We start from the raw sequence: 13,469 nt of genomic DNA, 5'->3' as shown, positions 1-13,469 counted from the left end.
AGCCGTCCCCAGAGGCGACTAACAGCTAACCGGAGTATCCCCACGTACCGGTGGCGCCTACCCATCGTTTTCAACTTGGCCGTCCCGCAGTCGAATTACACGGTCCGTCTGTTCGAGCACTTGTTCGTCGTGGGAGGCGACGATGACAGCTCGCCCATCAGTATGTCTGTTCAGCATCCGAATGATCTGCTCGCCCGTTGCGGTATCGAGTTCGCCTGTTGGCTCGTCTGCAATCAATACGGATGGATCAGTTACGAGCGCACGAGCAATCGCAACCCGTTGTTGCTCTCCACCACTCAACTGGCCTGGCTTGTGCTCGGTGCGGTCGGCTAACCCGACCTCTTCGAGTAGTTCAACGGCCTTCTCACGACGCGTTGCCGTCCCGATTCCCTCTTCGACGAGTGGGAGTGCAACGTTGCTCCGAGCGGAAATCGACGGCAGGAGGTAGAAGTGTTGGAAGACGATGCCGACGTGAGCCAATCTGAGGCGAGCGCGACGCTGTTCGGAGAGGCCTGTCGTTTCTGTCCCAGCAAGCGTGACGTCCCCACCAGTCGGTGTATCCAAGCCCGCCAACAGATGCAGCAAAGTTGATTTCCCGCTGCCGCTTGGCCCAGCGATTCCGACGAACTCTCCGGGGTAGATATCTACTGAGACCTCATCAAGTGCCGTCACTGTCGGATGTGAACGGCGTGAAAACCGGGAGCTGGACCCGCGTGTGTATTGTCGGGTTACATCAGCACAGGAAACCACCGGTGTTTGTGTGGAGGGCGACATCTGGGTGGCTTCTTCCATCGTGTCTGAATCAAGTGAGTGACAGGATCTATTTAACTGTTTTCAGCATAGGCCACAGCCAGTGAGCTACTCTGTCTGACTCGTTACGTTCACCCACAAGTGAACTTCCCGATATGCGGACTCAACGGACGGATTTTGCGGTGGCTCACCTTGATACAGCAGGTATGTTAAGCGAAGTCGCTCGCCGGTCATCGTTGGTGAGACAGTATGTGGGTTGTGCCACGTGGTATTGTGCGCAACCGCAGGGTCAAACCGATTCAGTCGCTCTCGTTCAAGAACTGTCGTGGAATTATTCGTCGTTTCGACTCGATGGAGTTCGACCAACACGGTGTATTCAGCGCGTTCGTGTTCCTGATTGCCGATCCCGACGATCAGTGAGCGAGATTCTCCAACCGTGAAGTTTGTTGGATAACCATCTGCGACTAATTCGCCGTCTTCATCTTCAGTGAGCAAGTAAAACTCCGAGAAACTCTCACCTTGCTGTGGGACTGCGACGGCGTACCCGACGCTCCCAACGGCGAGCAGAATACTGATGACAAGTAAGATATTGAGTGCTGCATCACCACGAGTATCTGGTTCAAGTAATTCGCTTCGAGCGGCTGCAATCCACTCTGTGTATGGGACGTGGAATTGCTCATCAGCCGGGAGTTCCCAGCGTCGTTGAGCAGCAATCGCCGTCAGCAGAAGCGTGAACCCACTGACCGACACCATAATCGGAACTAATCGGATGCCGAATGGCGTGAAATTCAGTATCAGTCCCAATAAGGGAACAACGGCGATACTGAGGCCGAAGGATAACGCGACGCGTTCGATCCCATCGATCCCACTGTCTCGGAGTCCCGTATTCTCGGCGTCTGTGTTGGATGTCTCCTCTTGGTCGTCGATCGGTGTGGAGGATTCTGGAAAGAGCGCAGCAATCAACGCATATCCCGGCACGAAGAGGACCAACGGCAACCCGACGATGATCCGAAGTGGCGTCTCTTGAAGTCCTGGCGTGAACACCGCAATGTTCGTCACGAGCACCCAAATGAGGACCGCACTGAGATCTGCGGGCAACTGACGAAGTTGCTTCGGAAGTAAGAGTCGCCAATCGTGCCCGGAAGCCATACTCACACCCAACTGATCGGGGACAAAAAGTCAGTCGGTTCGCAACTCCGCCACCGAACCGTCAGCTCTCGACGTATCTGCGTTGCTGGTTTGTGGGTCAAGACCGTCGGCGATATTCGCTGCCGTCTCAATTGTTGTCTCTGCCGTTGCTGTAGAAACTGGCTCCGGTGCATACTGTGCCTGCTCATACCGGGTGGTGAGCTCCTCGAACTCAGCGCGAACTGGGAGGTCTTTGTCGACAGCAGCAGTATAGAACTGCCAGTGCGTTGCCTGCGTTGGCACCGAATAGTGATCGGCGATTTGGGCACGAATTGCTGTGTAAGCCATCACGACAGCCTGATCGGTTTCACCGCGATCTAACGCCGCAGTCGCTGACGAAAGCGCGACGTCCGTGTCTGCGTCGGTGGGTTGATCGGCTGTTGTGTCATCTTCGTGGGACGTCGTCGTCTGCTCTGATTCCGCAGTTTGTGACTGAGTCGTCCGCCGCTGCCGATATGCATAGACGCCACCCCCGGAGAGGCTGAGCAGTGTCCCAACGATCACGAGTACAGGCAGTGGTTGTTGGAGCGTCGTCAGGATACCACTCTCCGATGCTGTCATTCTGTGCGGGACTGTCGCGGTTGCAGAAGCCGAATTGAGATTCGAGTCCGTCGCTGCATACTGAACGGTAAGTGTCGAAGCGTTTTCTGGTAACCTGGAGAGTGCAATCGAACGTTCATATGTGCCGTCTGCACCGGTAGACAGCTCTGTGACGGTTTCGTTGTGTGCCTGTACGGTCAGGGTCTTCTCCGGCAATGATCGATTCTCAGGCCCACTCAGCCGCCCAGACAGCAGCATGGATTCGTTGCCGTCCGGAGATGTAGTCGCTGTCAGCGTCGATTCGTATTGCACAATATCGAGTGTCGTATTGGCAGATGAGACAGCAATACTCCGATTTTGCTGTGACGACGTAATCGTGAGCGGCTGTGCTCCTACAGCAGGCGACTCATCAACTCGGCCATCAATTACAAACGAACCATTAGGCATCGTTGTGCCCGTACTGAGAGTTTCCTCGTCGAGCTGAACCTCCAACGGGAGATTTCCTACTGGTGTCCCGTTCACGCTGACGGAACCACGGACTGTAACACGATCGTTGAACCCGGCGCTGTCGGACACATTCTGTAATTGGACCGTCGCAGTAGTTTGTGATACGGAGACGTTGATTGTGTCGTTCGCCCCGAGATACAGCGAGGCGTTGGATGGTTCATACGCCACTGTGACCGTCTCGAGGTCCACGGGGTGTGTAACTGGCCGATACGAAAGGGTAAATGAGCCACGCTCAGTCGTTTGGACTGAGTGTGTCTGCTCGCCTACTGAAATGGCGACTGTGCTCGATTCGATTGGCTCTCCATCAGCTGTTCGAAGTGCTCCGGTGATCTCGATCGGCTCAATAAACGAGCCGTGTGGCTCTTCTGTGCGCACAGACAGTTGTGTCGACGTGAATTCAGCCGATCTGATTTCTGTGCTCGTCTCTGAGACGTTCTGTGATACCGACTGGAGACGGTCGCGTTCCGTTGAGACGTCTACTTCAGTGGAGGTTTGAATTTCGGTATAGGTGCCATTCAGTTCCGATACGTTTTCTTCGAGTCCGTTCTGTAACGCAAGCAGTTCCCGAGCCAGTGCACGTGTTCGTGTCTCATTCCCGGCTGCTTTCGCCTCACGATACGCTTGGTACGTACGTTGGTATTCAGAGAGTTCCTCAGAAACAGTTTGTTGTTGGGTACGAGCTTGCTCGAACGATTCTGCAGAGGAGGTTCCATCTCCATCCTCAGAAACGTCAGCATATTGGCTGAGTAGTTGTGTGTACTCATCGCCAAGTGCCGCTTCTGCTTGCTCATACTGTCCTTCACTCAAATTGATGCTACTCCGTTCCAGCCGTTGGCCAAGCCGTGATGCAAGCGCCTCTTGCAGTGCAGCCGTCGAATCATCCTCGGTCGCGTTCTCGGGATTTTCGTGACGGATCGGCGTCGTCTCAGGAGTGTTCTGCTGGAACTGTGGTCCCTGTCCCTGTCTCTGATCAACAACCACCCCATCACCCTGAGGTGCCGAAGGGTCTGCGACCAACCCGGTAACGCTTCCGCTGCAAATGAGACAGATACCTACGAGAAGACAAACGTCCACAGCCGACGGTGTACGCACAATCGTCACATTACTCCGGTGATATAAATGTCCTTCTCAAACCCAAGAAGCCGAGAGAGCAGAATATTCAATGGGTGGGGTGCAGAAGGGCTTGTAATGCTCCCCACACGGCGGTTGCGATCGGTCGGTGGTCTCCTCCTCGCATTGCTCTGTGGGGCCGCACTTACTGCACGGCCAGTCGTCCTCGTGGGAACAACGACGATTCTGGCAGGCGGTATCGTTATTCAGTGGCAAGCAACATCCGAGTTCACCTCTGTCAAAGACAACCTCAACATCGATGTCGGCGCTGCGGAAAACCGGACTCTTCGTGGCGGTACCCTCCCAGTGACAATCACAGCAACACGTGAGGAAACGACAGAGGCAACGGTCTCTCTTTCGATCTCATATGGACCTGGACTTGAGGGACCAGAGGAAACGCTCACACTCGAGTCGGGGACGACACGTACGGATGTGCTCCACGAGGTCGAGTGTCCGATTGCCGGGCGGTTTTCGCTTCCAGCAATCAATTGCACAGTAACGGATTCAAGCGGCTCAGTGACCGAAACGTTCGAGATCGACCAACGTGTGACGGTGACAGTCCAGACACCCGCTCCCACGGACCTCCATATCGGACAGTATGGCGAGCGCTACGGTGGTCAATATGGTGAGCACCGCTCTGCACAGATCGGCAGTGGAACCGAAGTAGCAGAGTTGCGTGAGTATCGCCCCGGAGACAGTGTTGGGCGGATCGACTGGAAGGCCACTGCTCGGTTGAATGACCCCTACGTGCGGGAGTTTGAAGCTGAAACGACTCAAGATATCGCATTGCTCGTCGATGCTCGTGAATCGCTCTGGGTAGGACCTCGTGGCCGTTCAAAACTCGCGTATCTCCGTGAAGTTGCACTTGGATTTGTTACACTGGCTGAGTCTGCTTCTGACCCACTCTCGCTGACGGTACTCAACGACCAAGGACTCCATATCCAACACACTGCAGCAGAGACGGTCTCACAGTATCATCGAATTCGTTGGACCCTTCAGAACCTGACACCAGAGCAGTCATCTCCCACACCATCCCCACGAACCGCGCCTCGAGGTCCAGCAGAGGCTAGCCATCTTGCACAACGACTTGAAGGGAGAACATCCTCCCTTGGGAGGACACTACGGCCGTATTTTGCTGAACCGGGATCGTATATCGAGCGACTGGCTGAAGATCCGTTATTCGAGGCGGTGCGTCGGTCGGTCGATACAAACAATCGACATAGTTGGACCATTCTGTTCACTGACGATACGGATCCACGTCGAACGATCGAAGCCGCGAAGATGGCAGCCAAAAACGATGGGGTCGTGACCGTGTTCGTCACTCCGTCATCGTTTTTCACACCGCAGACACAACAGACGGACCAATCGATGTATGACGAGTATCTCGATTTCGAGGACTTCCGTCGTGAACTCGATTCGATTCCACAGGTTGCTGCGTATGAAGTCACCCCACGAGAGCGAATGCAGGCTGTTTTCGCTGCCGGGCGAACTTCCAGTCCCCAGCCTCTCGATGGGAGGGATGCATAATGCAGCGTCCGACGCTTCAGCGCCTCACTGTCGGCGCTCAGGAACGGCTCACAGGAGCCACAACCGCACTGATCGGCGGCACGCTTTTTGCTGTCATCGGCCTGAGCGTGGTACTAGGTCCACTCGGTAGTCTCGTGGCTCTATCTGGACTCGTTGTGGGAGTCCGAGGCAGCGGAGTACTCGGTATATTGCTACTCCACGTGGGGGCGATCCTTACCCCGGAGCCGTTCCCCCTCTGGGCGATTGGTTTCCTTGAAGCAGCATCCATCCTCTTTCTCGCTGCGGACTTTCGAACGCTGCGTCAATGGCGTGCACTGTTCGGAGTCGGGGGCTTGGTTGCCGTCGGTTCGAGTGGCATCTTCCTACTTGTCCAAACCAACGGAATCATCCTCGCAACTGTGGGTGTCGCAGCCACCGCAGGCGTCCTTCTGTACCTTGGGCACCGATACGAACAACTCAGCCTTGGATTACTCACAGCCGACCAATGAGTCACCATCACTCTCACCAAACGGCCGAACGCGACGAGACAGAATCGGATTCCGAAGAAGTAGCGGATGCTGAAACACTCACTGAACGGGTTGCATCGCTCAAAGCGGAAAATCAACGCCTCCGAGAGCAGTATCAAACCACACGGCAGAACACCTATCGTCGAACAGCAATGGGCCTTGCAGGCGTTAGCATCGTGGCTGGCGGCGCGGGGGTGGTCATCACGGCAGCCCAGCAACTCCTGTTTGCGCTCGCCGGAATCGGAGCCTTTGCAGCAGTACTGACCTGGTATCTCACCCCAGAGCAGTTCATTCCCGTTGAGATCGGTGAAGCGATCTATGAGCCCCTTGCGGCGAATCTCACCGAGATTTCGGGAGAACTCGGCCTCTCCGGAACCCGAATCTACGTAGAAACCGAAGAGGGTAGCCGACTCTACATTCCCGAAGGCAGCACAACTGATCTTCCGGAGTCGCTCACGAACGTATTTGTCGTTGGGGATTCACCTCAAACAACGGGAATCGCACTACAGCCAAGTGGCTCTCAGCTCGTCGACGAATTTGTACAGACTCATACCGGGACGTTACCCGAGACACCAGCGGCACTGAGTGCCCATCTTGTTGAGGGACTTGTTGAGGGGTTCGAGCTCGCGACAGCAATCGAGACGGACATAACCGCCGAACAACATCAACTCATATTCGAGATCACCGACGCACAGTTCGGTCCAGTATCTCGGTTTGATCACCCGATCCAATCATTCCTTGCTGTTGGCCTCGCCCGTGGACTCGATACGCCAGTGATCGTCGAGCAGGTGAGGACCGACGCGGACACAGCAACCATCGCCATCGAGTGGGCCGAATTCGCCGATACCGAGAATCAAGCCACGTAGCTGAACTATCGTCTCTGGAAGAGCAGCACGAACCCTACGACTCCAAGCATCGCAGCCAAGAATCCGAATCCAGGTGTTGCATTTTCCGTTGAATCTTCGGGTGACGTTTCTGAGGAGGCAGTGATCACACTGCTTTCAGTCGATGTTGAGGTTGTGGTAGTGGCGTTTGTTTCAGAATCAGTTGGTGTTTCCGAATCCGTCGTGTCGGTACTAGTGGTTGTAGTCGTTTCAGGCGTTACTGTGGACGTCGATGGGGTCTCAGTTGTCGTTGACTCCGGTCCAGTTTGGCCTCCCCCTGAGCCCTGACTTGGGCCTTGCCCATTCGATCCAGACTCCTCAGTGGTTTCTGCATCGGTAACGATCTCGATCGGATGTGAGTCAGAAACACCGACAACTTCGTGTCGATCTTCAACCATCGTCGTGTTTCGGACATTCGCATACACCTGATATGATCCAGTGTCACGATCCGAATCAAGTGTTGCTTCATATTCGCCGTCACCGGTACTTTCGGCATCCGTTCTGGAAACGACCTCGTCATCTCGGGTGAAGACCACTTCAACGGCTTCTGGAGAGGGCATCGATTCGTGTTCCTCACTCGATACCGTCACAGACAGCGTCTCTCCCTGTCCGATTTCATTCTCGGCGTTCGTCGAGGCAGATAACGACACATCCCAGCCAGCAACAACCACCGGCTGGATCGATTCAATCGCGCCGTCATCTTCGTTTTGGAGGACAAGAACGTATGATCCCGGAGTCAAGCCGTCCATCTCGAACGTCACATCTCCGCTTCCAGATTGTTCTTTGAACTCCACGATGTCTCGATCGCTATTGTATAGATTCACCTGCACAGGGGTGTCTTCTGGGGCTTCGACATCGACAGAAAGTGAGCCGTCTACAGGCACCGTTCCAACAGACCCGACTTGGTAGTCAGTTCCATCGACGGTGACCGTTCGCTCTTCGGTATCTGTCGAATCCGATGCAGCGATACTATACTGCTGAGCAGCTCCACCGAATGGCACGATAGCGATGGACAGTACAACAAGTAAAACCAACAAAAACGCAGGGACGCGATGGGCCATCCGTATTTCCTCAACCTCTGGTCACTCATATAGAGTTTGTGCCTTTGGAAAGATCGATCTCCCAGTTAGGCGAAAATATTATACGATATGAATATCTCGTGTATCATATGCCAAATAGATTAAGCAGTAGCTTACGGAGTCTAGCTGCTGTTCTGGTCATAATATTGATGTGTACATCCGTGGCAGGGGCTGCAGTGGTTGGGGCCGATTCCTCACCTGACCCAGCCAGCCTCTCCTCGGATGAGACGATCCACGCGACCGAAAACGTTGATGTCTGGGAAGAAGCGATCTTTCCGCTTCGAACGAACCAGAGCCAATCTGGGACCGTCGTAGAAAACAAAGAGGTCTTCGTGAATGCGGATGAGTCGCCCGGGGACGTGATGTTAAATAAGGATTACCTCTCGGTCTTCGACCGTGAGGAACAGATTGAGTTAACCTTTGATCCAACCTCAAACCAATTCGATACTGATGCAGATCTAATTATCGCGAAACTCGAACCAGATACCGCAACTAGTGACAGTGTCTCTGCGTCAATGGGTGATGTTGGTGAACTCACCGAGCTCTTAACCTCAGAGAACGCCAACGAAAACGCGACATTCGAAGAGAAATCAGTCGAACTTGAGTCGGATGGCAGTCTCACATACGAATATGACCCCCCGAGCTCCGGACACTATGTGTTTATGCTGGCAGAGCCGGAGACAAACGGAGGGTTAGAAGTCGATAACCAGGAGATCTCAGTCGCAGGCGAAGCGAATATCATCGGGCTTGAGGCAGCTACGGTTCAAGCTTCTGCCGCTGACGTCGACGCCCCCGAGAGCAGTGAACGTGGCGAAGATATCGACTTCGAGGTCGGGTCTAACCTTGATGCTGGCCAAACTAATCACTCGCTCGTCCTCTATGATAAAGAGGCCTTCACGGAGTCAAAAACAACGTTGACCCTAGAGGGAGAACTCGACGAAGATCAATCGACGGATAATCTCGATATTGAGCACGATCTCGAGTATGTCAACGGGGTTGCTGAGGCAGATGGCAGTGTGACAGTGGCCGGGACAACCATTGGCGACGAGCGTCGATCCGGCAATTTCACGGCTGCGAGTGTCATCGAATTCGTGGCTGACGAAACGAATCAACCGGTACCAGATACGGAGCCCACAGAATCGGAAACGCTTGATGCTTCTGTGGTCGCTGTCGAAAGTGATGAGGATACTACGACGCTCACAGTAGAGACATACAGTAATTGGTCCACTGGAGAGTACCAATACATCTACGCCTCACAAGGGGATGGAGTCGATGATTTCAGCACTGCCACTGGAACGATTGAGATCGTCGAAGCAGACGATGACGATGACGATGATGATGACCCACCAAGTTCAGGTGGCGGTGGGAGTGCTGACCCATCTGAGCCAGATACGCCGACCCGAGTAACGACTCAGATTGGAGACGATGGGACTGCAACAGCCCAGCTCTCTGGTGGAACGAGTGTCAGTCAGGTCGAGATTACGAATCCCGGTGTCAGCGGTGAGGTGACCGTCGAAGAACTGACTGACCTCCCCGAAGGGACACCGGAACCCACACGTCCGCGTGTTGCCGCGGTCGACATTTCGGCCCCCGACCCGGCTGAAGGTTCGACTGCGACAGTTCGGGTTTCAGTCCAATCCTCTGCATTGCCTGATGATGTGAGTCCCAACGAGTTGGTTATTGAGCACTACATCGACGGTCAGTGGCGGGATCTTGAGACTTCGGTCGTCTCGGATAACGGTGAGGTTGTCGTCGAAGCCCAGACTGACAGTTTCTCACCATTCGCAGTGACGTACCAACAGCAAACTCCAACTACGGAGGACCCAACGACTGACCAACCAACTACTGAGCAGCCGACTACCGAGCCGGAGCCAACCACGTCGACTCCCCAGCCTGAGGATGATGATGGGATGAGCCCGGTGTTGCTTATCGGCGTCCTCATCCTGATCATCGCCCTTGGTGGGGGTGCATACTGGTACCAACAAAATCAGTGAAGTAGGAGTAGGAGGAGGATACTCCGAATCAGCGTCCACAGAAACCTTCGGTTTCTGGTGTGTGAACGAACTATACGGCTGAACGATTCACGCAGTAATTCTTCCTGCCTCTGGAGACTGCGCTCTCAGTGGACACTCTGGCGTCTGGACTCAGGACGCCCTCCTCTCAAAAAATAACTGACGTTAGCTGAGCGAGTAGGACAAGCAGAGTGATTCATCGCCTCTTCTAGATAACCCCACAGGGATGCCTCTTGGGTCTCTATAACAATAGCTGAGAATCCTGATGTATGCTGTGAGTATGTCTTTGAAACGGCTCACTGCTTTCGTGGTTCTTGTGGAGTTAATTGGTCTCGGTGTTATGTTTAGTTTCTTACTTGGCGTCGCTATTACTCACGGCGGGATAATCACACTAGATACAACACAATTTGGTGAAATGTGGATCGAGTATTTCGTTATTCTTGGTGTCCTCGCTGTGACACCATACGCATTATACATCACTGATCAAAATATCACTAGAGAGTAATTCTATGCGGGCCTCGAATATTCCTAAGAAATTCACGGCAGAATTTCCGAAAGCACCGCAACAAAGAGCCGCGCAATAACGGTCTCAGCAGACCACAGTGCAGTGTCGGGAGTCGTTGTTTCTGCTGTCGTTGTCGACACTAAAAACGCCTGATTATCGACGAGGACGACACAGCCGACACCATCGAATATCGCTGCATCGATCGAGGGATCGACGACAAGAGCATCCAGCTCTCGAAGCACAGTTGCAACCGATTCGTTTGGACAGAGAACACGAACAGCGGTTTCAGTATTGGATTGCTGTTCTAACTGAGACACAATGGGTTCGGACAGGGCTGTTGGATCAAAGAACGCACAGACAATGGACTCCTCAGCCCCTTCAAGCAGCTCAACAACCCGATTTTGAATCGGAACACGTCCCCGTATAAGCCAGACGTCTTCATCGGTATTCTCCGCCGACCGGTTATGTTGGTTGGTCTCGAGAAATGAAAAGGCACGATCGGCTTCTGATTCGAGGGCATCAAGCAGTTGCTGGCGCGCAGCTGAGAGATCTACCGCCCGATATTTCTTCGGTGTTGATTGTTGTAACTCCACGAGACCGCGATTGATCAACTCTTCAGCTGCGCCATACACTTGTGATCGGGGGACGGCCGTTTCTTCTGTGAGTTGCTTCGTCGTTCCTGGGCCGAACAACTGCAGTGCAACGAACACCTGCGCAGCATAGTTCGAGAGACCAAGCCGTTCTAACGACTCAACAACCTCGTGTTCCGTCAGCGAGTGGGTGTCCTCAGAGCTCACACTGACGTGCTCTTATAGCTCAATGTGAATCGGTCTGTCGATGCCCACCTCAACAATTCGAACGCAGACTCTTCAGATGAATCGGTGTACTATCTGAAGTCAGGCCGGTCGTGGCCGCAAGTTACGAGCCCACTGTGGTGATGAACGGAGCCCGATATGGCTCGTGATGATGCCTTCGCGGCCACGAATCCAAGCAAACGGCGTCGGGGGCCGATTGCTCGGGTCGGACACGGGTGTCGTGCCCGCTTCTGTAATTTGCTTCGATCATTAAATAATTTCACCCTGCAGGTAGCTCCCACTTCTCGCCATCTGGGGTGTCCAAGCAAGGTTGGTGATGCTGACGATCGCAGCCACGACACGAAAGGACGGAACTGATAACCGATTGCCCGGTCGGACACGAGGTGGCGTGTCCTATCCGGATCTCTTTGCTTCAAGTGTGAAATCGCTTAAAAAGAGTTTCCCACACCTACAGGAAATCGATCAGGACAGAGTGTTCACGTATCAACAGAATCAAAAATTCTTCTATTAGATCTCTAACTGATTCACGATGTCACAACTGACCACGGCTTTCACTGATGCTCTCGGTCTTGACGTTCCCATCGTTCAAGCGCCGATTGGAAGCGCGACCTGCCCCGCACTGGCAGCTACTGTCGCTGACGCTGGCGCACTCGGAATGCTCGCTGTCACATGGCGAGACGAAGAGGCGACTCGCAAGATTCTCACCGATACGAAGCACAGAACGGATGGTATTTTCGGGGTGAACATTGTTGCGGATTCAGACGCAAAAGACATTCCGACGGAAAGACACGTTCAGGTCTGTCTTGACGAAGGAATTGATGTCTTCTCCTTTTCATTCGGGGATGCCGCGCCCTATATTGAGCAAATACACTCGCACGACGGGACTATTCTTCAGACGGTAGGGAATGCGTCAGAGGCGAAAGCCGCCGTTGATGCGGGTGTCGATATTCTCGTTGCACAGGGGTGGGAAGCAGGTGGTCACGTGCAGAGTACGGTTGCAACACTGCCACTGGTGCCACGTATAGTTGATGCAGTTCCTGACACACCAGTTATTGCGGCTGGCGGAATCGCAGACGGGCGTGGGATTGCCGCTGTACTCACGCTCGGGGCCGCTGGTGCGTGGCTCGGCACGCGGTTTCTCGCAACGGAGGAAGCCCACGTCCACCGACTATATCGACAGCGGGTACTCGAAGCGGATGAGACCGAAACGGTCTACTCGTCTCTCTTCGACGAAGGCTGGCCGGATGTGCCGCATCGAGTACTTGAAAACGCGACTGTCGCGGACTGGAAAGCGGCAGGACAGCCAGAAGCCGATCGCCCGGGAGAGGGTGAGATTGTCGCAGAAACGGATGATGGCACACCGATACGTCGGTATGAAGATTCGCTTGCAGTCCCTAGTATAGATGGGGCCGTCGAAGAATTGCCGCTTTATGCAGGACAGAGCGCAGGATTAACCCAGAAAGAGCAACCAGCAGATGAACTTGTGGTAACCCTCGCTGAAGAAACAATCGAGGCACTGGAACGGGCTAACTGATGGATATGCAGGTGGAACCTCACGAGTAAACTACCCCACCCTACTCCCTCGGCGCATACGCGCCTCGGTCCTTGAGGGTGTCGTCAGAAGCGGAGCTTCTGACTGCTAACCAGAAATCTTCGATTTCTGGTGATGGGGCTTTGATGTGGACTCCCGGCAATTAGTCGCCAGCAATAGGCTGGTGACTCTCACCGTTCAACGTCCCACCATTCACACGCACGTCTACTAGTGCGTCTCCGCTCCCCGACTTGGGCGAGGAACGGAGTCTGTGTGTTCGCTTCCGGGCGTATCGCACGCCAATGTTCTTCGCGCCGTTGTAGTCCGCGTTCACTTCATAACCACACTTCTGGCACTCGAAGTGTTCTCCCTGACGGTTGTTCTCGTGCGTGAACCCACAGTCTGTTCGAGAACAGCGTTGGGACGTGTGGTTCGGCTCGACTTGCTCTACGGAGACCCCCTGTTCAGGGGCTTTGTAGGAGACGTACTCGTAGAGGCGTCGGAACGCCCAAACG

At 54.2% G+C, this 13,469-nt stretch carries 11 protein-coding genes; 5 read left to right on the top strand and 6 right to left on the bottom strand.

The genetic code is table 11. The features are described from left to right. Positions 1-57 precede the first annotated feature (57 nt). The 3 genes from ACP99_RS14720 to ACP99_RS20110 all read right to left on the bottom strand — a co-directional run bounded on the left by ACP99_RS14720 (position 58) and on the right by ACP99_RS20110 (position 3,792). Positions 58-792 (bottom strand): ABC transporter ATP-binding protein, encoded by a 735-nt coding sequence (locus tag ACP99_RS14720; protein WP_049987327.1) that lies wholly within the window; start codon positions 790-792, stop codon positions 58-60. 66 nt (positions 793-858) lie between these two features. Continuing rightward, positions 859-1,899, bottom strand: a complete 1,041-nt coding sequence (locus tag ACP99_RS14715) for a DUF1616 domain-containing protein (protein WP_049987326.1) — start codon at positions 1,897-1,899, stop codon at positions 859-861. A gap of 30 nt (positions 1,900-1,929) precedes the next feature. Continuing rightward, complete coding sequence (locus ACP99_RS20110; protein WP_156105751.1) at positions 1,930-3,792, bottom strand: hypothetical protein; 1,863 nt, start codon at positions 3,790-3,792, stop codon at positions 1,930-1,932. 819 nt (positions 3,793-4,611) lie between these two features. On the opposite strand from ACP99_RS20110, the gene ACP99_RS19435 reads away from it, so the two are divergent. The 3 genes from ACP99_RS19435 to ACP99_RS14690 all read left to right on the top strand — a co-directional run bounded on the left by ACP99_RS19435 (position 4,612) and on the right by ACP99_RS14690 (position 6,994). Continuing rightward, a complete protein-coding gene (locus ACP99_RS19435) occupies positions 4,612-5,622 on the top strand; it encodes a DUF58 domain-containing protein (RefSeq protein WP_197052476.1) in 1,011 nt (336 codons plus the stop codon). Continuing rightward, the gene (locus ACP99_RS14695) at positions 5,622-6,110 is read left to right on the top strand and encodes a hypothetical protein (protein ID WP_049987322.1); all 489 of its coding nucleotides are present in this window, start codon (positions 5,622-5,624) and stop codon (positions 6,108-6,110) included. Before ACP99_RS19435 ends, ACP99_RS14695 begins: the two co-directional genes overlap by 1 nt. Before the next feature lie 170 nt (positions 6,111-6,280). Continuing rightward, positions 6,281-6,994, top strand: coding sequence for a hypothetical protein (locus ACP99_RS14690; RefSeq protein ID WP_049987321.1), 714 nt, complete (start codon positions 6,281-6,283; stop codon positions 6,992-6,994). A gap of 5 nt (positions 6,995-6,999) precedes the next feature. Here ACP99_RS14690 and ACP99_RS20105 read toward each other — a convergent pair whose 3' ends face one another. Next, entirely contained in the window at positions 7,000-8,073 is a 1,074-nt protein-coding gene (locus tag ACP99_RS20105; RefSeq protein ID WP_156105750.1) for a hypothetical protein, read from the bottom strand. A gap of 107 nt (positions 8,074-8,180) precedes the next feature. Between ACP99_RS20105 and ACP99_RS14685 the strand changes: the two genes are divergently transcribed. Next, positions 8,181-10,085: a PGF-pre-PGF domain-containing protein gene (locus ACP99_RS14685; protein ID WP_081927495.1), complete on the top strand. Its 1,905-nt coding sequence runs from the start codon at positions 8,181-8,183 to the stop codon at positions 10,083-10,085. Between the two features lie 555 nt (positions 10,086-10,640). On the opposite strand, the gene ACP99_RS14680 is transcribed toward ACP99_RS14685, so the two are convergent. Next, a complete protein-coding gene (locus ACP99_RS14680) occupies positions 10,641-11,405 on the bottom strand; it encodes a TrmB family transcriptional regulator (RefSeq protein WP_049987319.1) in 765 nt (254 codons plus the stop codon). A gap of 547 nt (positions 11,406-11,952) precedes the next feature. Between ACP99_RS14680 and ACP99_RS19430 the strand changes: the two genes are divergently transcribed. After that, positions 11,953-12,957 carry an NAD(P)H-dependent flavin oxidoreductase gene (locus tag ACP99_RS19430; protein ID WP_081927494.1) on the top strand — a complete coding sequence of 335 codons (1,005 nt, stop codon included), beginning with the start codon at positions 11,953-11,955 and terminating at the stop codon, positions 12,955-12,957. Between the two features lie 160 nt (positions 12,958-13,117). On the opposite strand, the gene ACP99_RS14670 is transcribed toward ACP99_RS19430, so the two are convergent. Further along, on the bottom strand, positions 13,118-13,469 hold a 352-nt coding region (locus ACP99_RS14670), incomplete at its 5' end, for a zinc ribbon domain-containing protein (protein ID WP_156105748.1).

This window comes from Halobellus rufus (genome assembly GCF_000739575.1).
Taxonomy (GTDB): Archaea; Halobacteriota; Halobacteria; order Halobacteriales; family Haloferacaceae; genus Haloquadratum; species Haloquadratum rufum.
Note: the sequence above shows the minus strand (reverse complement) of the source record. Positions and strands in the feature narration are given on the sequence as shown.

Excerpts from the sequence above, each read along its gene's own strand:
- ACP99_RS14695 (WP_049987322.1), top strand. The coding sequence starts at position 5,622 with ATGCAGCGTCCGACGCTTCAGCGCCTCACTGTCGGCGCTCAGGAACGG.
- ACP99_RS20105 (WP_156105750.1), bottom strand. The coding sequence starts at position 8,073 with ATGGCCCATCGCGTCCCTGCGTTTTTGTTGGTTTTACTTGTTGTACTG.
- ACP99_RS14715 (WP_049987326.1), bottom strand. The coding sequence starts at position 1,899 with ATGGCTTCCGGGCACGATTGGCGACTCTTACTTCCGAAGCAACTTCGT.
- ACP99_RS14690 (WP_049987321.1), top strand. The coding sequence starts at position 6,281 with ATGGGCCTTGCAGGCGTTAGCATCGTGGCTGGCGGCGCGGGGGTGGTC.
- ACP99_RS14720 (WP_049987327.1), bottom strand. The coding sequence starts at position 792 with ATGGAAGAAGCCACCCAGATGTCGCCCTCCACACAAACACCGGTGGTT.
- ACP99_RS19430 (WP_081927494.1), top strand. The coding sequence starts at position 11,953 with ATGTCACAACTGACCACGGCTTTCACTGATGCTCTCGGTCTTGACGTT.
- ACP99_RS14685 (WP_081927495.1), top strand. The coding sequence starts at position 8,181 with ATGCCAAATAGATTAAGCAGTAGCTTACGGAGTCTAGCTGCTGTTCTG.